11 protein-coding genes and 1 pseudogene are annotated in these 24,140 nt (G+C 37.1%); 7 read left to right on the top strand and 5 right to left on the bottom strand.

Annotated elements, in window-relative coordinates; all coding sequences use genetic code 11:
• The first annotated feature begins 45 nt into the window (after window positions 1–45).
• Genes gmtY through gmtX form a run of 3 tightly spaced genes read left to right on the top strand, consistent with a single transcriptional unit; the run spans window position 46 to window position 4,714 of the window.
• Entirely contained in the window at window positions 46–1,365 is a 1,320-nt protein-coding gene (gmtY, locus tag LOS73_RS20575; protein WP_457934242.1) for a gamma-mobile-trio recombinase GmtY, read from the top strand.
• Complete coding sequence (gene gmtZ, locus LOS73_RS20570; RefSeq protein ID WP_457934241.1) at window positions 1,362–4,106, top strand: gamma-mobile-trio integrase GmtZ; 2,745 nt, start codon at window positions 1,362–1,364, stop codon at window positions 4,104–4,106. Before gmtY ends, gmtZ begins: the two co-directional genes overlap by 4 nt.
• Window positions 4,107–4,108: 2 nt before the next feature.
• Window positions 4,109–4,714, top strand: coding sequence for a gamma-mobile-trio protein GmtX (gene gmtX, locus LOS73_RS20565; protein ID WP_457934240.1), 606 nt, complete (start codon window positions 4,109–4,111; stop codon window positions 4,712–4,714).
• A 145-nt stretch (window positions 4,715–4,859) separates the two neighbouring features.
• Here gmtX and LOS73_RS20560 read toward each other — a convergent pair whose 3' ends face one another.
• The 3 genes from LOS73_RS20560 to greB form a co-directional block, all read right to left on the bottom strand.
• Entirely contained in the window at window positions 4,860–6,026 is a 1,167-nt protein-coding gene (locus LOS73_RS20560; RefSeq protein WP_457934239.1) for a restriction endonuclease subunit S, read from the bottom strand.
• Between the two features lie 17 nt (window positions 6,027–6,043).
• Window positions 6,044–8,086, bottom strand: coding sequence for an HsdM family class I SAM-dependent methyltransferase (locus LOS73_RS20555; protein WP_457934238.1), 2,043 nt, complete (start codon window positions 8,084–8,086; stop codon window positions 6,044–6,046).
• Between the two features lie 241 nt (window positions 8,087–8,327).
• Window positions 8,328–8,807 carry a transcription elongation factor GreB gene (gene greB, locus LOS73_RS20550; protein WP_457934237.1) on the bottom strand — a complete coding sequence of 160 codons (480 nt, stop codon included), beginning with the start codon at window positions 8,805–8,807 and terminating at the stop codon, window positions 8,328–8,330.
• Between the two features lie 242 nt (window positions 8,808–9,049).
• On the opposite strand from greB, the gene LOS73_RS20545 reads away from it, so the two are divergent.
• Entirely contained in the window at window positions 9,050–10,315 is a 1,266-nt protein-coding gene (locus LOS73_RS20545; protein WP_457934236.1) for a hypothetical protein, read from the top strand.
• A 379-nt stretch (window positions 10,316–10,694) separates the two neighbouring features.
• On the opposite strand, the gene LOS73_RS20540 is transcribed toward LOS73_RS20545, so the two are convergent.
• Both LOS73_RS20540 and LOS73_RS20535 read right to left on the bottom strand, forming a co-directional pair.
• Window positions 10,695–11,705, bottom strand: a complete 1,011-nt coding sequence (locus tag LOS73_RS20540) for a hypothetical protein (protein WP_457934235.1) — start codon at window positions 11,703–11,705, stop codon at window positions 10,695–10,697.
• 430 nt (window positions 11,706–12,135) lie between these two features.
• Window positions 12,136–12,282, bottom strand: a pseudogene (locus LOS73_RS20535) (transcription elongation factor GreB); the annotation flags it as partial.
• A 195-nt stretch (window positions 12,283–12,477) separates the two neighbouring features.
• Between LOS73_RS20535 and ompR the strand changes: the two are divergent.
• The 3 genes from ompR to LOS73_RS20520 all read left to right on the top strand — a co-directional run bounded on the left by ompR (window position 12,478) and on the right by LOS73_RS20520 (window position 24,128).
• Window positions 12,478–13,197 carry an osmolarity response regulator transcription factor OmpR gene (ompR, locus tag LOS73_RS20530; RefSeq protein ID WP_007376425.1) on the top strand — a complete coding sequence of 240 codons (720 nt, stop codon included), beginning with the start codon at window positions 12,478–12,480 and terminating at the stop codon, window positions 13,195–13,197.
• A 5-nt stretch (window positions 13,198–13,202) separates the two neighbouring features.
• Complete coding sequence (envZ, locus tag LOS73_RS20525; RefSeq protein WP_007376426.1) at window positions 13,203–14,519, top strand: two-component system sensor histidine kinase EnvZ; 1,317 nt, start codon at window positions 13,203–13,205, stop codon at window positions 14,517–14,519.
• 861 nt (window positions 14,520–15,380) lie between these two features.
• The gene (locus LOS73_RS20520) at window positions 15,381–24,128 is read left to right on the top strand and encodes a SpvB/TcaC N-terminal domain-containing protein (protein WP_457934234.1); all 8,748 of its coding nucleotides are present in this window, start codon (window positions 15,381–15,383) and stop codon (window positions 24,126–24,128) included.
• The last annotated feature ends 12 nt before the right edge of the window (window positions 24,129–24,140 follow it).

Raw genomic sequence — 24,140 nt, 5'->3', positions numbered from 1 at the left:
AGAGCTAATATTAAGTAAAAGTGAATATACTATATAATAAAAAGTATGGCATACATCCAAAAAATAAACGTAAAGTATCATGACAGAGAGACTGGTAGTATTTGTGAGTTACCAGCTCTTTATACAGAGAAAGGTGTCGTGATATCACATATTAGATACCTTGCGTGGTACAGCTCTAAAAGCGAGTCATGGAAAGAGCGTTCTATATTTTCTTTAAAGCTTCTACTCACATATATTGATGCCGTACCTAACTTTGAAAGCTCAACTTTATTATTAAAAGGCTTTACTAAAGCGCTACTTGTAGGAACAATCGATTATGAAAAAATGGATGATGAACTTGGATTGTATTGGAAGGCAAGAAAGCCTAGAGATGCAAATAATATATTATTTCATATAACGCATTACTCTGATTTCTTGGCCTTACAAGAAGGGTTTGATTCATCAAGGATAAACCCCTTTAGAAAAGCGACAAGTTATGAAGAAAGGTTAAATTGGTGTGCTTATTATCATAAGCATGCAAATGTGTTCTTAAATCACTTATCTAATCAAAAAGACGCTGCCTTTAACGCAAAGAGAGTAAGGTTTATTGATCGGTTATTAGAGCCTAAAATCAATAATGAAAAAGCGATGAAATTTCCCGATGATCACTTTGAAAAGCTTCTTTATATTGGAATGGTAAAGGACTCAACACCAGATTATAAATCTCAAGCTATGACCATGTTATTAAATTATGGTGGGTTGCGTAAAAGTGAGCTATTTCATCTTTATGTTTCAGATATAACTTTACATCCAATATATCAAGATGAAGCGTTAGTTAGGGTCTATCATCCTGAAATAGGCCGCTCACCTGATAGTAGCTTTGCAAATAGGCGAGAATACTTACTCGAAAGCACTTCTTATAAACCTAGAAATTCATACCGATTATCAGAAAGATTATATGCGGGTTGGAAATCACCTTTACTCACAAATAAAGATGGTTATTTTGAAGTGATATTTAACCCACCGGAAAAAGCAAAAGAGTTTTTAATATCTTGGGCTAACTATCTAAAATATCAACGTGTAGAGCCAGCAAAAACAGATACTCACCCATTTGCATTTACTAACTCCACAGGAGCGCCTGAAACGATAAAAAACTTTCAGCGGATTCATAAAAGAGCGGTTAAAAAAATTGGGCTTGAAGCTAAAAAAGAACTCGGAACCACTGAGCATGGACACAGACATGCATATGGTTATCGAGCACGACAACTTGGTTTAAGCCAAGTTGAAATTCAAAAAGCAATGCATCATAAGAGCTCTCTATCCTGCTTGGTATATATACAACCAACATCAGAAGATATTCGTAATAAGATGAGGGAAATTAAATGAGCAAGCGTAAAGGTAACTCAAACCTGACCTCCAATCCTCCATTAAATATACCAGTATCAATAAAAACATTGGACGAATACAAAGCAATATGCAAAAGCAACGGTATCACTAACTCAAGGCTACATTTAGAAAATTACAAACGCATACCAGGTCTAATTGCACATCCAGAGAGGGTTTTTAAGGATGAGTGGGTGAGCTATAAAGATACATTTGATGTCCCTGATTTTTATTCGTATAACCAGTTAAAGAATATTCTTAAGCCATTAGCTCTCCAATCACAAAAGGAATACAGGGCATTTGTTAAAAAGCAAGATGACCCTCAAATACCAAATGACCCACAGGGGGTATGGGAAAATGAATGGGAAAATTGGTTTAAATTTTTAGGTAAAAAAGAGCCTTACAATTTAAAATTTATTGCAAAACCATATATAGCTTGGGCTGTAAAAATAGAAGAATTTATGACCCAAGCATTAGGCGGAGGTTCTAAAAACTCTTTGCTTTGTCGATTCGTTCGAATCTATATAGAAAAACACGATAAAAGCTTAACTCCAGAAGCATTTCTTACAAAGCAAAAGGTTAATATTAGACCCTTAAAGCAAGAATTAGAAAAGTTAAATACCGATAATATGCGGCGTAACTTGATAATTGCAGTGAATGAGTTTTTAGACTTTGTGATTACCAACGATCTAACTAGTGAAGATGAGGAGACTGGCGAGATCATTCGCGTAATGGATGCTAGAAATCCTTTATCGCTTCTATCAAATTCAGCAAGTGTGATGTCTCCACAGCGCGCTGAATCGACTAAACCTTGCTTGCAGTATTACTTTGTTAAAAAGGCCCAAGAGTGGATAGTTCCAGCTAATGCAAAAACTTTTAAAGACCTAAAGCATTTGCAAAGTTTTGATGCTGACTGGCTGAAAGTATCATCAAAGGAAGTAGATCGAAGTGACCCTGACTGCGTAATAAAAAAGATTGGAGAGCAGCTTTATATGTGGTCTCCAATAAATTGGTTGCATACGTTTACTTTGACAAAAGTTCCATTGCGGGGTCGTCAGATTGCATATAATGATTCAGGTGAAGCAGATGATGTAATAGCTAATGTTGATCAGAATGGAAAAATAATTTGGGAAAAAAATAAATCTATTTTTTCGGGGTTAACAAAAAACCAAGCGTTTATTAAAAGAATGCCTGACAATAACGCAGGAATGTTTATCACTACAAACAAAACAAGTAACAATGGTCAAGGTTATTCAATACCGTGGATACCTGAAGATCTTATTTACTGGTTAGTAAAACTTCGTAAATGGCAGCAAAAATATAATCCTATAGATAACCCTACGAACTGGTCTAGTTGTAAAAGAACAAATTTAAATGAGTTGCAACTTAAGGCTAAGGGAATAAATTGTTTTTTATTTAGAGCTTATCAGGATGTTGAGCCACAAAGTGTTGGTAATTCGCTAACACCAAGGTTAGCTGCCGCACTCTATAATGTTCAACCATCAAATTTAGAGCTTGCAACGCTATCAGGGAAGGAAACAACGTTAAATCAGTATAAGTCTAAATATACCCCTCACTCAATGCGTGTGAGCCTTATAACGGCTTATATCATGGAAATGGGGATGCCTATTGAAATAGTTATGAAAGTTGTGGGGCATTCATCAATTGTAATGTCTATTTATTACTGCAAAATTACGCAAGGTGATATTAGAAAGCGGCTAGAGCAGGGCGAGAAAGAAGCATTAAAAACGAGGGTTGATGCCACTCAGAGTTTAATTGAACAAAATAAAATAGAGAAAGTAAAAAATGAACTGGTATCAAATAATGCAGAGTTACTAAATTCATTAACAAATTCTATTCCAGCAGGGAACTTCATTTTCAGGGATTATGGTATCTGCCCATATGCTGCAACTCGCTGTGAAGATGGTGGAGAACTTAATGGTAGTGGTACATCATTACGTGTACCGGCTCCATCTGGTTATCTAGGGACGCAGAACTGTCTTCGCTGTCGTCATTTTATTACAGGCCCCGCATTTATTGGTGGATTGCTATCCATCACTAATGAAATATTACTTCACTCTAACACCCAGTCATCTCAATGCACAAAGCTACAAAGTAAAATTACTATGCTTGAGAAAAGTTTAGATGAATTAGATCGCCAAGAGTATGTAGCTAATTTAAAAAATGAAAAAATTGACTTATCAGAGCGTAAAATTCTTGAGTTAAAAATAAGAAAAACTGAGTCAGAATATGAAAGTGCAGCAAAAAAAATGGATATGCTTTTATGTGACTTACAGTCGTCCTACAAGCTAATTAAAATGACACAATCAATAGCTAATCAAAAAGACAGCTTGTCCCTAGTTAAAATGAGTGATTCAGAAATAGAGATATCTTTAGAAGAGACATCTTCATTTGAGCAACTTCAAGAGGTTTGCGAAAATGCAACGATTTATGAGTCGGCCAATGCATCGCATGCCATAATTCCAAGATCTCAACAGTTGGATAAAATGGCTGTATTCAATGAAATATCTCCCGGCTTATTCTTACTCACAGAAGAGCAACAATTGCACGCTGGAAATCAATTAGCGCGCCTTTTAAAGTCTCGTTTAAAAACATGGTCAAAAGTTAGTCGTGTAATTAATTGTGATATTAAGCTCTCCGACCTTCTTGGTGATGAACAGATTTCAAAGTCTGAAATCGAATTTATTAATAAAAATAATACTTTAATTAATAGTGAGTTATGAGTATGTCACCTGAAGATCTACTAACTGAATTACAAAAAGGTTGCTCTACTAAGATTAGTGAAACCCTCGAAGCAATCTATAGGGTTTGTATGGAGCAAAGAAAAAGAGGTGTTGATGACTATTCTATTTCAACAATATCAAAGTTAGGCACTCAACGAGGGGTTCCAAAAGCACAAAGTATTCGTAATAAATCGGGTGAAAAGTATAGAGCACTTATTGCATCATTTGCAGAGAACAGCCCAGTAAAAGATCTTGGTAAGCAAAAGCATCAAGAGTTAGATTGGATAGATGAAATAAACAATCCAAAGCATCGATTGCTAGCAAAAATTCAAGCTTCCGAGCTAATTGCGACTCGGAAAAAGATACAAGAAATTATTCCACCAAACCTTAAAATTGATATTTATGACTACAAATCTACTGGGCTTGGTTCTGAGCATAAACTATCTATTCAAGAGCGCAGAGCATTAGAATATTTATTATCAAATAGCTTTCAAAGTAAATGGAAATTAACGCCAACAGATTATGGAGAGCTTATTGATGAAAATAAACAGGCAGTTTTCAAAGCGGCTACTCTTGACGCTATAAAAAAAGCTTTAGAGTTTTTGTAGCAATAAACTAGGCTTGTTCAACTAAGTTAGAGAAAATAAGGAAAATTAGAGATATTCCATCTGAGGGTATATTGTTGAAGAGAGCCACAAAAAGGTAGACTTGCGAACTCTCCACTTATACGGGTTCATAAATGAGTAATATCGTTTAATGAGCCTTAATCACTTGTTTATGAATGAGTATTTTTTTATCTGTCTGCAGAGCAACATTTTTGATAATAACTTTTTTTGTAGCCGTAATAAATCTCTTCATAAAGTCATAGTCAGGAGTGTTATCTGATTTAATAGGTAATGAAATGTATTCATACTGAACCTTTGACCATACAGCTTTATTTTCCCACCCAAACTTGGTTTTGATGGATTTTTGTAAGGCTGTAGCAAGATATAGTAAAGTTTCCTTATTAATATCATCTACCTTTGGTTTGAGCAAGTAGGCATCCCAAAGGACACCTGTCTCGTAAGGCTGAGCGTATACAGTACCAGTTGCAACGGCTCCATTACTTATAACATCGATCGTCATTTCTGCAGAATCAAAGTCTCCTTTTCTACCGTAAAACATGATGCCATTATTTCCTAGCTTGGCGTTGACTAACGGTAAGTTAAATTCTGTTGTTGGAGTTGTAGACGTATCATTCAACTTATTAAATGATGGATTTTTTGTTCTCAGACTAAGTTTCTCCATTAAATCGTTAACCCTAAAGTTAGCAAACTTAGGAGTATTAGATTTATGAAGTAAATCTTGCTCACTATCGGTTAAGTCATGGTGACTTAAGCCTGACGCTGATAAATAAGCTTCAAGCTCGGTTGAACGTTCTTCTTCAAGTTCAGTTACGCGCTTTTCTTCAAGTTTGGAAATAAAGCTCTTTATAAAAACTGAGTCTATTTGATTATCTTTAACTGGTAGCATTATAGTTGTTTCATTCATTAAATCACGATTGAATTTAATGCCATAATCGTATTGTTTAGAAGTCGATACTCTACAGGCAGAAATAATCATTAAAGCAATCTCTCTATTAAACCCTTTTATCTTCGGTACAAGGTGTTGAATATGAGAGTAGCCAATAAAGTCACGGTCTTGATAGAATAATGTTTCTGCCCCAACTGTAGTATCTGAGCACGTTAAAGAATTTCCTGTGTTCAAAGGTTGCAGATTGGAGTAACCCATTATCCCATTATTAACAGAAGAGTTAGATATTAAAGGAGTTTTTCCATTATCAGAGATAATTTGCTTATTTGCTAACTTGTAATACTTAGTTGGCTTTATTTCAAATAAATCACCCAGCTTGAACTCACCCCACTTAACATTTTCTATCATTTTGTTAAGTGAGGAAATTACTTTCCCGAATTATCAACCTCATTTACCTGCTGCTTTAGGATACTTGATACTTCCCACGCTAAATAATTGTTAACGACTTTTTTAAAATCATCTAGAACGGGCTTAGTATCTATTTTTTTATGTTGGTCAAAATTCCAATCAGCCCCAATTTTGGCGCCATTCGATATAAAATCTTCAATATAGACATTATCCAGTTGCCAATTAGATTCTAGCTTGGCATTTTTACCTGCTTTATAGAGTTTAATAATATCGGAATAATATTGCGTAGGGTTGTCGATTTCTTGTAATTTGCGTTTAGTACGCTTATATCCGTCCTTTCTAAAATCAATAAACTTTACTGTCTTCTCAAAATCATGGGCTTTATGCGCTTCAAAAATATAAATACTTGTTTGAACACCAGCCATTGGCTGGAATAGATCAGTTGGCATTTTTATGCTTGCAATTAGGGTATGTTCCTTCAGTAAAGCCTTATTTGTTACAACTGCTTTTCCTGATCCAGCTGAATCTTGAATGATAATTGCCCCAAAGCCACCTTTTTCCATTTTGTCTAACCCAAACTTAAGGAAGGGCATTCCATTTTCTTTATAACTAAAGGGAGGATTAAGAAGAAGTCTATTTGCATTAAATTTTGTATATATCTCTTCAGGCTTCTTAAAAGTACTTCCTTTCTCTATTTTTGCACTGCCGTCTCCTCGCAAAACCATATTGGTTGCCGCAAGAGTAAACATTTCCGCATTTAACTCTATGCCAAGAAGTTGCTTTTTCTTTATTTGCTCTATTTTACTTTTAGCAGCCGTAGTGCCTTTTCCATATGTATTTTCAGTATCTTGAATCATTAATTCCATTGCCGATATTAAAAAACCAGCGGATCCAGTAGCTAAGTCCATTACCTTACTGTCTTTATTAATTCCTAAAATTTGAGACATCATCTTTGTAACGTATGGAGGTGTTAGGACTATCCCAATTTCTTTTCCATCTCCAAGAGCGTATTTGAGGAATTCTGAATACATCTCCCCCATTATGTCCAAATGACCAGCCATAGCATCAATTGATAAAAGGATATTTTGATAAATAAAGACGAAAATCTGTTTATTACTACTTGCATTACCATCAATAAGTTTAGAGACTCTTTCGTCTAATTCTGTTAATTCATCTCTCTGAGAATCTTTTGAAATTTCGGAAAAATTAGACAACATTAACCCTAGCTTATCATCAGGAATTTCTCTAGCGACTAAAAACTCCTTAATTTGGTTAAAAATTTGAATACCATCACGCTTAGATTCTGTTTGTGTTCCTTTGAGATCTTCAGGTATTAAACCATCTTGAATTTTATTACCGTGTTTATCCCGAATATCTTGCATTGATAACAGCATTCCTGAAACGTATAAGACTCGTTGTGGGGCGGTTATATTTAGGTTATGCATTAATTTGTTGAGCTTTTGGGCGTAGTCTTGAAGAGTAGCTCGAGATTTAATTAATATATTATGCTTTTCAGCTTCACTTAGAACTGCGTCTTGATAGAGTGCGTGGAACGTCCCGCTGTTTTCAAGAAAATTTAGCGTTGTAACATTTTTAAGCTCTTTAAATGCTCGCTCACCTGAACCGTAAACATAATATGCTTTTAATTCAATTGTATCGATTGAATCGCCAGCAATCCCTATAGCAATCACTTCATGATACTTGCCAGATGCAATCATTCCAGTCGCATAGTATAGCGCGCCGTTAACAGAAAAATTTTGAACGGATTTTTCATCAAATTTTACTCCATTTTTAGTCTCACTCAGCAGTTTTTTGACTCCTAATTTGTTTTCTATCACAACTGGTATTGGGTATTTAGTTAAGCTAAAGTCGGGTTTACCAAAGTTGGTTTTTCTTGCTGTTTTGGCTCGTCCTTTAAGAGCTTCTTTTAGGTAGTCAGGCATATCAGACTCTGTATGAAAGTCTTGTTGGCTTTTTAAATTAAGGTTATTAAATTGTTCTTTTACCCAATCATTTACATGATCTTCTAGCTTAAAATCTACAGCTTTTTTTACAGACACTTTCTATGCTCCATTCCATTTTATGGGTGGGATTATAACACAATGATTTTACCAAATATTTTAAAAGCTGGTTAGATTAAATAATATACTCACTTTAACGAACCTTATCAAAATAGGACACCTAGATTAGCTGATTAAAAGAATGCAATGACTGGTGAACAAAAGTAATTAGATTTCTATACTGAGAGTGAGTGTTTTTTATGGGAACTATTTATATACTAATAATAAGAATGATGGTTTTTCATTCTATTTTTTCATACGCTATTTTATTTATAAACCAGCTTGTTTTGCCTTCGGGGGCATCAACAATTGCTTCATCATCTACTTCTTTTTTCAGAAGTGCTCGGGCCATAGGTGAGTCGATAGATATACAATCTTTTCTTTCATAGAGCTCATCAGGGCCAACTATTTGAAGATTTTTAATATCTCCGTTTTCATTTTCAATTTCAACCCAAGCACCAAAAAACACTTTTCCGAATTGTTGGGGAGATGGATCAATAATACGAAGGTCAGCTAAGCACTTTCTTAAATATCTAATTCTTCTATCTATTTGCCTTAGTAAGCGTTTATTGAAGGTATAGTCAGCATTATCCGAACGGTCTCCTAAGCTAGCAGCCCAAGCCACTATTTTTGTCACCTCAGGACGTTTTTTTTCCCATAAATATTCATGTTCTTCTTTTAATTGGTTAAAGCCTTTGCGAGTGACTAAGTTTGTTTTCACACCAATCTCTTCAAATAGTTAATCTCGAACATTAATGACAACAATTTAATAAATAAGGCTTTATATCTGTCCACCTTATTGCTATCACACCGTTTTTACCAAATCATTCTACTGCATGTATAGCTCTGGTAAAAGCAGTCTGAGAGTGCAGAAAAACAGCAATATTATTTTGCTCTATTATTTGGGTTTTAGGTAAAAGCTCAACTAATCTCAGTTCATTGATCTAATACATTGAAATTAATATGACTGATTTATACATTTGTTATGAGCAAGAAGTAAATGAGCGTGAGATTATAATAATTAACGAGTATTGGAGCCTAGCAAGCTCTGAGATACCGAGTTTCACTTATTCAGTTAAAGAGCATAACGAACTCTATAAGATCTATAAAAGCGATGTTGGAAATCTTGCTAATTTAATTAAAAAAAAGAGCAGTGTTAGTTGCTGCCATCCTAGCTTTATATGCGACAGTTGTAAGTCAAAAATGACTACTTCATCAAGACATGTGTGTTTGTCTAGGTTAAAACAAACATCCTACACATGTGACCGTTGTGAAATGATAGCGGTAGAGAAAATTAAAAGAGAGTCATTAGATATTATTAACGCCTACAAAAACAAGATGTTGCAATCGGACTACAGTTTTTCGTCATTAACGTACGTTGAAAAGCTGTGCTTGTTTATACTACTTACTGAATATCACTCAGCGGATAAGCAACCGTTGAAAATAAACCCTGAATCTTTACATTTAACTGGTTGCGATGAGGTCGATATAAAATACATACTAAGCCTTAAATCGAAAGGTGTGTTGGCTATAGTTGATTCGGTTCCTGATGAGGTTATTCAAGCTAATAATCAATTAAATTACAATCGGTATCGAGTAACAAGTTTTTGGGCTCCAGCAGAGGTAAAGCGAGGTGATAGTGAGTTTAGCCCTGGTATATATCTGCGCTATACAAATGAATTTGAATCATCCGCTGAGCTTCAACAAAAATTGTATTCTGAAATATGCTCTCGAAAGTTTAAAGAAAGCGATATTGAAGAGCTCCGCATACTGATAAATGATATAAGACTAAACAACTTTTATAACATCATTACTTGGGTAAGCGAAGAGTTTCGAATCCATATTGAGAGCTCTTTGAAGTTAGAAGGGTTACTTAATCATTGTGCAAAGAATCATTCGCTTCTTGCCATTTGCTATTGTATATACTCAAATGCGGAAAAGGTGGCAGCAAAGCTTCATAGCCGAGATACACCAATATACATAGCTAATAAGCTGTTCACTAAGTTGTTTGACGATTATCTTACTATGGCTTCAGATAGAGGTTGGTCACTCACATATACAAAAAGATTACCAGATACAGTTGAAACATCTCCACTCGAATCTTTAGTTAGCAGTCACTTTTGTGGTAATTACTTTAACTGGTTTTTATTGAATACTGATGAAATATTTAATTATTGGATTTCAGGTGCTGATCTTAATACAGAGTTACTCAGGGTGGAAGCTAAGTGATGGTTATTTAATTGCGCTAGAGATAAAAAAGGTATATTGACCTCAGGGTTTTTGAGCTGACTTGAAGGTCAACTCAGTGCAAATTACGGATGATGGTAACACGACAAGAAGAGGTAACTACTTGGTTTGTTAGGCATTTATTAAGTATCATTGCATTGATGACATTAACTTTTAACCTTCCAAACTCCCAATTTGATAGAAACATTCACGCCATTATTTGATGCTCTCGCATCTTTAACAACGGCTTCAAATAGTTCTGCAGAATTTATCCTGATTAAGACAAGCGTACATATTCGCTAAAAATACTACCTGATTGAAGTTTTCAACGGTAGCAACCATGTTTGAAACACCATCATACCAAATCCCTTCAATGGTTTGTTTAATCGTTGAAACTATCAGGAATAGCCTCGTAACCTTGCAAACCATTAGAAGTGCCCATAGAGTCCAAAATAGTAAACTGTTGGCCCATAAAATAGTTGGGGTCAACATGCACTCTAACCTGAAATGCAAATAAGTTTAGAGCGTGCACTAAATTTCTATGTATGATAAATAATTTTCGACTCCAATCTTCATATCGTTCATAGATACGAAGGTATTCATTGTAATCTTCTATCCAAGTTCTTTTCCAACTCATATCTCTTTGCCAAGAGCTTCCGACATTACTGACATATTGTGAGTTAGTAAAATGCTCAACTAAGCTTTGAGCCCTATTCATTAATTCAATGATTGAAGCCTCCAAATCATGATTAACATTTGGCATGACTGTTTTAAACATCTTCATCGTAGTGCGCTCAAAACCAGCTATTACTGAACTTTCTATCGAGTTAGCGAACAAATTGTCACTTATGTTTAGCCAGTACTTTAAAAACATATCATTAGTAATTGATTCGATAATATGCTGATAAAATACCATGTTATTATCAACGGAAGCTCTGCCAACGATACTAGATATAATATTGTCGTTTAAATCAAACAACATATGCTCTAATTGATGAGAGAGCACGACTTCTGCTCGTGAGAGGTTATAGTCTTTCTGTATCTTAGCTATCGCATCATATAGATGTGCAGGAGCGCCTTGGAATTTATCATTAACAACAAAGTAAAACTCTCTAACAGGTGAAATACTATCCCAATATTTTTTCAATTTTTGGAAATCTTTGTAGAGTTTTTTAAGCGACTGACTACTATTTGAAGGAAGGTTTTCAGGTGCATAAACTTGATAATACACTCCTCGATCAGAACACCACCCATCATTTCCTCTATCACCGATGTTTCCATGAGGTTTCACGGGTTTAAAGTTGAAGTCAACATGCTTCATAATATTAACAAATAAGTCTTCATATGCTTGTGCATTAGACTCGTGAACTAAAAGTTTAAACCTTGTTCTCATATTTTTTCCATTAAAATAAGATGTTTATAGCGAGCTAATCGCGCATTTTCTACCTAAATATTACTCGCTTTTGCAATTGGTATACTTGTATTCAACAATGTAAATTGAAACCACTTTTAGACTTTATTAATGATAAAAAAATTGTGTACGGAATAAAGACTAGCACTTGGCTTTTTCCCTAAATATGCAGGCAATTTGCATTTTAAAGGTTTATTCTAAATCTTTACGTATGCTATTAGCTAACACCAGTCTGTTAATATGAAGCTTTATTTATTGAATCATGGACTTACATACTAGATAGCAATGAACAGTACAAAGTTATGTTACTTCCTACATCGGTAATTTAGTATAGGTTATAGTATGCATACTAAATTTAAGTAATTGTTTATATAAGTTAAAAATGAAAATAGTATATTTTATGGGGTTATAACTGATAGTCAGCGTTCTCAGAGCGATCTCCGAGACTGGCCGCCCAGCTGACTATTTTTGTTACTTCTGGGCGTTTAACGTTCCATAGTTGGTCGTGTTCTTGTTGTAATTGTAAGTAACCTTCGCGGGTAACTAAATTTGTTTTCATGGCCAATTCTTTATTAACTCTAATGGTGTGCACGTTATTAAATTTGCCAAAACTTGTCGAGCGTAAAATGTAATAAAGTACGAGCAAGTAAGCTTTGAAATGTTCAGTAACAATCTAAGCAAGTAATTAGTTTTTGATTATTAAGTTTTTCATTTATATTAACTAGTAATTGGATATAAAAATAAGAAAGAGATAATGGGACACGAAACCACAAAAGTATTAGTTGTTGATGACGATATGCGCTTACGCAGTTTGCTTGAACGTTACTTAGTAGAGCAAGGTTTTATTGTTAGAACCGCAGGAAATTCGGAGCAAATGGACAGGCTCCTTGAACGTGAAAATTTTCATCTAATGGTTCTCGATTTAATGCTTCCAGGTGAAGATGGATTGTCAATTTGTCGCAGGTTACGCCAAAAAGAAAATGAAATCCCTATTGTTATGCTCACCGCTAAAGGCGACGAAGTAGACCGTATTATTGGTCTTGAACTTGGCGCTGACGATTACATTCCAAAACCATTTAATCCACGTGAGCTACTTGCTCGCATAAAAGCAATTTTGCGCCGCCGCGCAAAAGAAGTGCCAGGTGCTCCAGCTGCTGAAGAAAATTTGATCGCTTTTGGTAAATTTACGCTTAATTTAGCAACGCGCGAAATGAGTGAAGGGGACAAAACAATATCGCTTACCAGTGGTGAGTTTGCCGTGCTTAAAGCGCTTGTTTCGCATCCACGAGAGCCACTTAGCCGCGATAAGCTAATGAACTTAGCGCGTGGGCGTGATTACAGTGCGCTTGAGCGAAGTATTGATGTGCAAGTGTCGCGACTTCGACGCATGATTGAAATTGATGCTGCCAATCCGCGTTATATTCAAACCGTATGGGGTTTGGGGTATGTATTTGTTCCTGATGGTGAAAAGTAATTTATATGGGATTTTTTCCGCGTAGTGCGTTTGGACAAACGGTTTTTTTGGTAGCCGCATTATTACTAATAAACCAAATAGTGTCTTACGTTACAGTAAGCTTATACGTTGTAAAGCCTACAATTGAGCAAGTAAATTTAATGCTCGCAAAGCAAATAAAAACCGTATTTATAGATTGGGAAGACGGCATTGAGATAAACGACGAGGTTTCAGAAAAGTTTTTTGAAATCACTGGAATTGAAGTAATGACTCAACGTGAGGCAATGCGTAATGGGCTAGGGCAAACTCGTGAGTATTCAGGGTTATCGCGCAGTATGACGAAACAGTTAAATGGCTTCTCGCGTGTGCGCATTAGCCAAACTGGTCCACTCATATATTGGGTCGAAGCCCCTCAAGCCCCAGGTTACTGGGTTAAAGTACCGTTAACTGGTTTCCAAGAGAATAATTTAGAATTTTTAACTTTTTATTTATCAAGCATCGGATTTTTAAGTGTGTTAGGTGGGTGGTTGTTTGCAAGGCACCTCAATAGGCCGCTTAAAGCGTTACAACAAGCCGCAATAAAAGTTGGTAAAGGTGATTTTACTACCAAGTTAGCAGAGGAGGGTTCAACAGAAGTGATAGAAGTAACGCGCGCGTTTAATCAGATGTCGCGGGGTATTGCTGCACTTGAGAATGACCGCCGTTTATTAATGGCTGGTGTGTCACATGATTTACGCACGCCGCTTACACGCATTCGTTTAGCGACTGAAATGATGGCTGAAGCTGATGAGTACTTACGCGAAGGTATCATTTACGATATTGAAGACATGAACGGTATTATCGACCAGTTTATCGAGTACTTACGCCATCATAAGCGTGAAGAACTAACCTGTGAAAATATAAATGCACTGGTGGCTGAAGTTATTCATTCGGAGCTAAAGCATCAACGTGTAATTACGTTTAAAGAGAACCCAAGTATTGGTAATATACCGCTAAGCTCTGTGGCTATTAAGCGTGTAATAACAAACATGATTGGTAATGCGCTGCGTTATTCACAAGATGATATAGAAGTACTTAGTTATTTTAGTCCAAATAAAAAATATGTCGTTATTGCAGTAAACGATAATGGCCCCGGCATTCCTGAAAGTGAGTTAGAGTCTGTGTTCGAACCATTTAAGCAAGGTGATGCTGCTCGAGGGAGCGAAGGCAGTGGTTTAGGGCTGGCAATTATCAAGCGTATAGTAGATATGCACGATGGAAAAGTGATGCTTGAAAATCGTCCCGAAGGCGGGCTAAGTGCGCAAATATACTTGCCTATAAAAGTAACTAACCAAGCTGTTTAAAGCGAATAGCTGTGTAGTTACTAACTGTAAACTAAGTGTTTAATACCAAATGGACTTACAAGGTATAAGCCATATGATTACCTCCACATATTTCAAAATACATGTGCTATGTACGGTCAGGCATTAATCGTTTTTATTAGGGTATTGTATACAGCTTTTTCGTAGAGCTTTTTATAATGGAGCAAAATAGAGTGTTTGTATCGCTTCTTAGCATGCTTTTGAGCTGTTACATCATTAATACATTAATACCAATTCGTAATAATCTTTGAGCAATTTGAGAGCTTAAACTTGACGCTAACTGTGTTAAATATTTCTTATATAGAACAACTAAATAACGAATTTTTGCCTTATTATCGACACTGTTTTCTTACCTCAAAATAGCTTACTTAATTAAGCAGATTGGTATTACGAAGATTAAGTAGTGACCTTACTTTTTATAGCTACTTGATTTGTAATTATTCGAGTAGTTAGAAAAATTATTAGCATTGGATAGCTAATATATATTTTTACTCCCCATAAATGCCAAACATGCTCAGCCCTTTGGGTTTGCCCTAGAGACGGTTTACTTTTACTTAGCCCACTAGGTTGCAAACTTCCTGCGATAATTAGATAGAACAAGTTTTAATCATGAAAGGCCAGTAGGTTCTAGAAGGTTGAAATTAATATTTCAGCTCCCACTTTTAGTTTTGCTATAAATCTATTTGAATTTACTTTGTATATTTTTAATAAGCTTAGTTTTTAAGTCACTGTTTTTTGTTCTTCTTTGGTAGGTTTTTATTTGTTCGATTATTTGATGTTGTTCCCAGGTAACAAACATGTAAATATTTAAATAAAATAATAACAACCAACAAGGATTGTTTTGTGAAATTTACATTGTGCTTTTTTCTATTAGTTTTATCTTCAATGGCTTCGGCTGTTACTGATAAATTTAATTTAACTGAAGATGGAAGTAAAACAGTTAGAATTTGGGAGGTTTGGCGTGTTATAGGCGCACGGGAAGCCTTTTTTGGAGCCGCCATTATAAAACCAAAAAACGGGACTTTAAGTTTTAATACAGATTCATTTGTTTATAAACCAAAGGCTAATTTTTGTGGTGTAGATACAACAACGATAAATGTCTCATTGATAGATTCTGGCAATAACCCAATTAGGTCTATATCTCTAGAATCCGATGAGCTTGTTGAGTACTCAACAAGTCCTATTTTAAATATTCTCCAAAGCTTTTTTGCCTTTGCAACAAAAGATGATGTAGAAAAGCCTCGAATACAATACGCATCCTATAGAACCTATTCAGCTAATTATCAAACTGTAAGCCAAAATGTGACTCGTTATCCTGTTAAGCTTACTTTTAATGTTGCATGTGTGAACGATTCACCAACGATCACAAACATAACGAATCAGTCAACAAACGAAGACACCACAAAAGCGATAAGCTTTACAGTGGGTGATGTTGAAACAAGCACTTCAAGCCTTGGTCTTTCTGTTGTAAGCAGCTCAAACACTTCACTATTGCCGACGAATCGCATTGTTTTTGGAGGGAGTGGCGCTTCGCGGACAATGAGCATGTCTCCGGTGGCGAATAGGTATGGGTATTCAGACATTCGTATCCGTGTTAAAGACAGTAACGGTGCGACGAGAGACGATACATTTAGGCTCACTGTAAATAGTGTGAACGATGCACCAACGATCACAAATATAGCGAATCAGTCAACAAACGAAGACATCACAAAAGCGATAAGCTTTACAGTGGGTGATGTTGAAACAAGTACTTCAAGCCTTGGTCTTTCTGTTGTAAGCAGCTCAAACACTTCACTATTGCCGACGAATCGCATTGTTTTTGGAGGGAGTGGCGCTTCGCGGACAATGAGCATGTCTCCGGTGGCGAATAGGTATGGGTATTCAGACATTCGTATCCGTGTTAAAGACAGTAACGGTGCGACGAGAGACGATACATTTAGGCTCACTGTAAATAGTGTGAACGATGCACCAACGATCACAAATATAGCGAATCAGTCAACAAACGAAGACACCACAAAAGCGATAAGCTTTACAGTGGGTGATGTTGAAACAAGCACTTCAAGCCTTGGGCTTTCTGTTGTAAGCAGCTCAAACACTTCACTATTGCCGACGAATCGCATTGTTTTTGGAGGGAGTGGCGCTTCGCGGACAATGAGCATGTCTCCGGTGGCGAATAAGTATGGGTATTCAGACATTCGTATCCGTGTTAAAGACAGTCACGGTGAGACGAGAGACGATACATTTAGGCTCACTGTAAATAGTGTGAACGATGCACCAACGATCACAAATATAGCGAATCAGTCAACAAACGAAGACATCACAAAAGCGATAAGCTTTACAGTGGGTGATGTTGAAACAAGCACTTCAAGACTTGGTCTTTCTGTTGTAAGCAGCTCAAACACTTCACTATTGCCGACGAATCGCATTGTTTTTGGAGGGAGTGGCGCTTCGCGGACAATGAGCATGTCTCCGGTGGCGAATAAGTATGGGTATTCAGACATTCGTATCCGTGTTAAAGACAGTAACGGTGCGACGAGAGACGATACATTTAGGCTCACTGTAAATAGTGTGAACGATGCACCAACGATCACAAATATAGCGAATCAGTCAACAAACGAAGACACCACAAGAGCGATAAGCTTTACAGTGGGTGATGTTGAAACAAGCACTTCAAGCCTTGCCCTTTCTATTGTAAGCAGCTCAAACACTTCACTATTGCCGACGAATAGTATTGTTTTTGGAGGGAGTGGCGCTTCGCGGACAATGAGCATGTCTCCGGTGGCGAATAAGTATGGGTATTCAGACATTCGTATCCGTGTTAAAGACAGTCACGGTGCGACGAGAGACGATACATTTAGGCTCACTGTAAATAGTGTGAATGATCGGCCACGTATTACTGGAGCTAATTCGATTAAGCTGTTGACTAATGAAAGTATCGGTATTGATTTTAGTGTTAGTGATGAAGAAACACCTTTGGGTTCTTTAAGATTGGATGTTGATGCTATGAATCCATCATTATTTAAAGAGCTAAAAGTTACTTTTATAAATGGAAAAGCCCACCTTGTAGTTGAAGCCTCAAGCCAAAGTGGAAGTACTAATATAGTTCTAAGGGTAACAGATGAGAATGAACTCGTTACCACTGAGTCTATTAGTGTATTAATTCAATCACCAATAGAATTAGCAACAGAGACCTCGGTTATTATTCCTTTAGATAAAGAGTCTACTGATATTGTAGCACCAGACTTTTCAGCAATTGGTGCAATTAAGGGGCAGGCTAGTGTAAGTGGTGGTGCGGCTACATATCAACTTCCGATTCAGCTTACCCCTGGGCGTTCTGGAATGCAGCCAGAAATATCATTAAATTATTCATCTCGTAGTGGTAATGGTATTGCGGGTGTTGGGTGGGCTCTTTCAGTTGGTTCTAGTATTACACGCTGCGCTGCAACTTATGCACAAGATGGGTTTACACAAAGTCCACAATATAATAGTAACGATCGGCTTTGTTTAGACGGCCAGCGTTTAATTGCTACATCGGGTAGTTATGGTAATTCAGGCACACAATACCGCACTGAAATTGATAGTTTTGTGCGTGTAACGCAAAGTGGTTCACTAAATGGCACATCTACGTGGTTTAAAGCTGAGTATAAAAACGGTCGAGTGTCATATTTTGGTAAAACAATTGACTCAAAAGTAATACATGAAGGTAGGACCGCTACTTATTCGTGGTTGGTTGAATATCAACATGATGCAACCGAGAATAATTATATTCATTATGACTATGCCTTATATGGAACTGCAGAGTTGTTGCTAGATCAGATTTCTTATACCGGTAGCTCGGTTAATAATAAAGGAGAGCAAAAAGTACAATTTATTTATGAGCCGAGAAATAAAATACACGAACGCTTTTCGTTTGGAGGTCGCTCAGTTGTTACACAACGACTCCACAAGGTTGATATTTTTAACGTTAATCAAAATGTTTGGAGTTATGAGCTAAATTACCAAAAGAGTACTGCATCGGGTAAAGAACTGTTAGATGAGGTTTCTCAATGTTTTAGCAATAATTATTGCTTACCTTCAACTTTATTTACTTGGAATAATACTCAAGAAGTATTAATGCTGGAGCCTTTAGGCGGGGAAAGTAACATACTTTATCCTAACGAAAAATCAATAAGCAAGGTTTTACCAAGAGGCGATGTAAATGGTGATGGCGTAAGAGATTGGTCAGGTTATTTTGTTAATGCTGAGGGGGACTTTAGCCACAACAATATAGCGTTAGATTCATGCCAGTTTAACCGATTTACACTTAGACATGAATGCAGCCAAGGGGATATTGACTTAGATGGAATAACTGATGAATGGTCAATTAAAAATCAAGAGTTAATGTTCGATTTGTCTAGTGAAGGATTAATTTCGACAAATATCGAAATGCCTCCTTCTTTAAAACCTGAATTAAGAGAAAGCCATATACGGCAAATTGCAGATTTTAATAATGATGGTTGGCCAGACATATTACTTTATATTGCAAGTGATGCCCCTAAAATTGAACTTTACTTGCATCAAAAAAATGTAAGCAGACCTTACGTTCGTCCTGAATTTAGCTTTAGTCTTACAAAAGGTACAGCTAGCGATTTATATACCACTGTTCTTTTAGATGACTATACAGTATTAGGTGATATTAGCGGCGATGGCACAATAGATATAATGCATGTTAGTACGGGGGCTAAAGATATTATTTCGCCATTACAGGCCCGCCCAAAAACATTACTTTTGGGTGATGATAATTATCAAAACGATCATGCCTTGCCATTTAGCGTTACCTTAGGAACGCTAAAACCTCAGTTAAGTATGTTTATTGACTTAAATGGTGATGGATTAACTGATTGGCTTGGGTGGGAATATAACGAAAATATTATTTCTCTTACTTATAGATTAAATAAAGGGGCATTAGTATTTACAGCAAAACATACCCTTAGTAACAATCTTATCGAAACGGTAGAGCAGAAGGTACTTTATAACGCTGGGGAGTGGATAACGCGAAGAGTACCTAAATATGGAAGAGGCTTTCTTATTGAAGATATTAACTATGACGGAATACCTGAACTATTGATGCCAGGTAAGCGGTTACTGACCCGCTGCACTTCTTTAGGTAGAAATCGTTTTTGTGGTGATCAGTTATATGGTGAATGGGAAACACGACCAGGAGATCGAAGCTCTTTAATCCCAATTGATAGTAGTTCACTCGATAAAAGTATTTATCAATTTGATGCATTACATTTTAGTCAAAATAGTGCCGGGGAGTTGAGTGTAACTAAAAGCGAAACAAATCTGGTGGGGAACCCATATGATTCAGCATTTGTTGATGCATACGGAACAGGCTTAAGAAGCTTAGTATTTAATCATACATCAGAGCCTGGGTTTTCTAATCAAGGAAATGCTGAGGGGACTTTTTCTGCATATACTGAACAATACGGTGTATTTATAAATCGTAATTACGGTACTGGTTCAGGAGTGAGTGGTCGTGATTATGCCCCTGTAGATCTTATGTTAGCAGCTAAAGATGGCCTAGGTAAAGAAGCCAAATGGCAGCAACGACCATTATCGAGTAGCAAAGTTGAATATGATTTACTGAGAAACAGCATTATATCAGAGCCAGGGTATATTAATTTTGCATCTAGCATGTACGTTGTGAATTCATTCCTGCAAAGTAATGGTTTGAACGACACGACAGAAACAGCGTATAGCTATGCAGGCGCTGTGTATAACCAGTTCGGCCGTGGTTTTATGGGCTTTAAAAGCATTATAGAAAAAGATGTAAGTCGAGGGCTCGTTACACAATCAGACTTTAAACAAGTCTTTCCGTATCAGGGTAAGTTAGAACGCCAAGCTACTTTTGCGGTAAATGACTATAACGTGCGAAGTTATAATTTATTACAATCAGCAAGTCTGGAAGCTAATGCATTAAGTTATTCAAGTACTGACTGGCAGGATAACCTGAACCATACTATATCAGGTGTTTATAATGTATATCCTCGTTCTACAACGCAGCTAACGCGAGATCTTGATTCTAAAAGTGTTGTTACATCTACCAATAAAACCATAATTGGAATTGATGAATATGCAAATGTAACAGCCAACTCGGTAGAGATTAATGACGACTGGGGAGTATATACAACATCCCAAACTAGTACTTATCAGAACGATAAAAGCAGTTGGTGGTTAAATAAACTCACTAATAAAACAGTGACAAAAAACGCAATTAAAGAGCGTAATAGTAATGATCCAATAACGAATGTAACACTCGATCAAAAAACATCTAATACAACTGTTTATTCTCAATATCATAGCAGTCGTCAGGCTGGTGTAGTCGAAATTAGTGGTAAAATAGGCTCAGCTATTTCGGGTAATGGCAGTACAGTTACGACTGCTTTTAATGATTACGGCTTACCGCACCTTGTGAGTCAAACAACCAAAGTACGCAACAGTAGCGGCAGTTGGGTTGACCAAACGCGGACGACATCAACTACGTACAGTAAAAATGGCATCAGCGAGGCAAGCGACGGCTATTTCCCCCACAAGCAAATCAATGCTAAAGGGCATATAAGTTATACCAATGTGAACCCCGCCACGGGGCAGGTAACCCAAACACGCCAACAACTCAGTGGCAGTAATTATCAAGTAACCAACTATGGCTATGATGATTACAACCGTCCGTACAGCGTTCAAACTGCGGGTATGCCCATTCAGTACAGTGCAGTACAAACACCGGATACACAAGCTCCCGAACACGCAGCTTTACAAGTCTTAAAGGTGGCAGCCGGGCAACCAGCCCAAAAAATCTATATAGATAAGTTAGGTCGTACACTACGCACTGCCGTACAAGGTTTTGATAGCGATTGGATATTCAGTGATGTTGTTTATAACAGTGTAGGTTATAAAACATTTGAATCTGTACCACATAAAGAGCATGCCTCAGTATTTGGTACATTTTATACCGCACACGATACACTCGGTCGCGTAACTGAAAAAGTAACCAATCAACATTGCGGTGATATGACTACAAACTACGAATACAGCGAACTTGCCACAGGCATAACAGTTTATGATAGTTGTTATGGCATCACGCTAGATATGTCGCGTACTTACAATAGCCTTAAGCAACTAATGCAAACAACTGATGCAAACAATGGAATTACACGTTATAGCTATAATGGGCAAGGGTTACCAATCGTTATTCAAGATGCTAACGGCAATAACATTGTGGCAATGTACAATGCACTTGGTCAAAAAGTACAGGTAAACGATCCAAATCAAGGTATCACTAATTTTCAATATAATGGTTTTGGTGAATTACAACATGAATCCCGAGCGGATAATAAAACCATCAGTTATGTAACCGATGTACTTGGGCGCGTTACACGACGCACCGCGACAGGTGAAAATACGTTAACGTATAGCTATGATGGCGCTACCTATGGCCTAGGGCAGTTAAATCAAGCGGCAGGTAATGGCGTAACAAAAAATTACGCATACGATAGTCGAGGCCGTCCTAGTAGCCAAACTATTATTGGTAGCGGTAAAAGCTACACAACAACCACATTTTACGACAGTAACTATGGCCGTGTAAAAGGGCTACGTTACCCGAATAACCTTACCTTAGAGTACATTTATAACGATGCAGGCTATCAAACGCAGGTAAAAAATGCCGCCAGTGGTTATGTGTTTAAAACTATCACTGAACATGATGTGTTTGGTAATATATCACAGGGGACATTAGGTAATGGGTTAAGTGAAAATACCGCTTACAGCCTTAAGAATGGTCAGATGATCCTTAAAACCATTGCTAAAAATAATAGCAATATCATGAGTATTAATTACTCAGCGTATGATGGCTTTGGTAATTTAAAAGCCGTTGATATCACCACGGGGAGTATTGGCAACCAGCACAATTTTAGTGAAAGTTACAGCTACGATGCACTGCACCGTTTAGAAAGTAACGCTGTTAATGGCATTACCACGATTGACTACAGCTATGATGCGGTGGGCAATCTGTTATCTAAATCGGATTACGCCTCACAATACGATTACACTAACGGTGCAACAGGTGGGCCGAATGCAGTAAAACGTGTGCTACGCAACGGCAGTTGGAAAGTATTTAGTTATGATGCACGTGGTAATATGACACGGGGCGACGGCCTTACAAGTGCCAGCTACAACGCGATGGATAAACCCACACAAATTATAAAAAACGGTAAAACCCTCACCTTTACCTATGGTCCACAACACATGCGCTTTAAGCAAGTGAATGGCAGCGTAACCACTTTTTATAGCGATAAGTTGTATGAAGAAGAAATCGACGGCAGCAACACCACATGGCGAGCTTACATAGACGACATAGCCGTTATAAGCCAAACGACAGGGGTCAGTGCAAGCATTCGATACACTCACCGTGACCGCTTAGGCAGTGCACGCGTATTTACCGACCATAACGGACAAGTAGAAGCAGAGCGAAATTTTGACCCATTTGGTAAACCACGGCTAGCCAGTGGCGGCTTAAAAGCATTTGGAGATTCAAAACTCGGTGATATGGCGGATGCCAAAACACGAAGAGGCTTTACTGACCACGAACATTTAGATAATGTAGAGCTCATTCATATGAACGGTCGGGTGTACGATTATAACCTTGGTCGGTTTATGTCTGTAGACCCCGTTATCCAAAGCCCAACGAATAGTCAAAGTATTAACCCTTATTCTTACATAATGAATAATCCGCTCAGTGGTACTGATCCTACAGGGTATGCAAGTTGTAGTGCGGATGATGCTGCAAGTTGTCAAGAGGTTGCAGAAAACCTTGAAAAAGGTGAAACAGCGGATATTACTCAGAAGCAATCTGTCACAGGTTCTCGCATAAAACGCAATGTAAAAGTCGGCACAATGACAGGTAACGGTAATGGCACGGTTAATATTCAGATAGGTAATATGTCTGCAACAGCCGATATAGGCGCACCATCAACAACTGCAAAAGGTAATAATAGCTCTGGTATAGATTTATATGCTTGTACAAATTGTTTTGGCGGTAGTAATTCTATAGATGGTGTTGATATGCCAGAAGTTATTGATGAATATTGGCGAGAAAGAAGGGATGGTGAGAATGGATATCCATCTACTGAGTATTTAGGTTCAAGAGAGCTGCATCATGAAGGTCTTTATGATGGCGATTCTGAGATTCTTGCAAGCGGAGCCTTTGAAACTTATCTAAATGAGAATCCCAGATTAGGGCTTTCATACAATTATGACCTTCCTGACGCATGGCGCATGAGGATGCCAAATATAGTGTTTGCTCCAGAGGTGAAAGTAAATGTATACAATGTTTATGTGAACTGGAGTATTGAAAAAACGCCAATATTAGATGTTAAAATCTATAGGCAAAAGATTAGAATGTCTTCCTATAGTAATGATCGTAAAAGAACTTTTGTTGAAACTCGTTGGAAGTATACAAAAGAGGTGCAGCAAGTTGATTCAAAAATCCAATATTTTGAATCGAGACGAAGGGGTGGAGTTAACCAAGTTCAAAGTTGGCCGATAGTCCCATAAACAGGAAAACAC

The sequence above is a fragment of the Pseudoalteromonas sp. SCSIO 43210 genome (genome assembly GCF_054133285.1).
This window is presented reverse-complemented; position numbering and strand designations above follow the sequence as displayed.

Bases quoted from the DNA above. Each gene is read 5' to 3' on its own strand.
- gmtY (WP_457934242.1), top strand. From the start codon at position 46: ATGGCATACATCCAAAAAATAAACGTAAAGTATCATGACAGAGAGACT.
- gmtX (WP_457934240.1), top strand. From the start codon at position 4,109: ATGTCACCTGAAGATCTACTAACTGAATTACAAAAAGGTTGCTCTACT.
- LOS73_RS20560 (WP_457934239.1), bottom strand. From the start codon at position 6,026: ATGATAGAAAATGTTAAGTGGGGTGAGTTCAAGCTGGGTGATTTATTT.
- envZ (WP_007376426.1), top strand. From the start codon at position 13,203: ATGGGATTTTTTCCGCGTAGTGCGTTTGGACAAACGGTTTTTTTGGTA.
- LOS73_RS20540 (WP_457934235.1), bottom strand. From the start codon at position 11,705: ATGAGAACAAGGTTTAAACTTTTAGTTCACGAGTCTAATGCACAAGCA.
- gmtZ (WP_457934241.1), top strand. From the start codon at position 1,362: ATGAGCAAGCGTAAAGGTAACTCAAACCTGACCTCCAATCCTCCATTA.
- ompR (WP_007376425.1), top strand. From the start codon at position 12,478: ATGGGACACGAAACCACAAAAGTATTAGTTGTTGATGACGATATGCGC.
- LOS73_RS20545 (WP_457934236.1), top strand. From the start codon at position 9,050: ATGACTGATTTATACATTTGTTATGAGCAAGAAGTAAATGAGCGTGAG.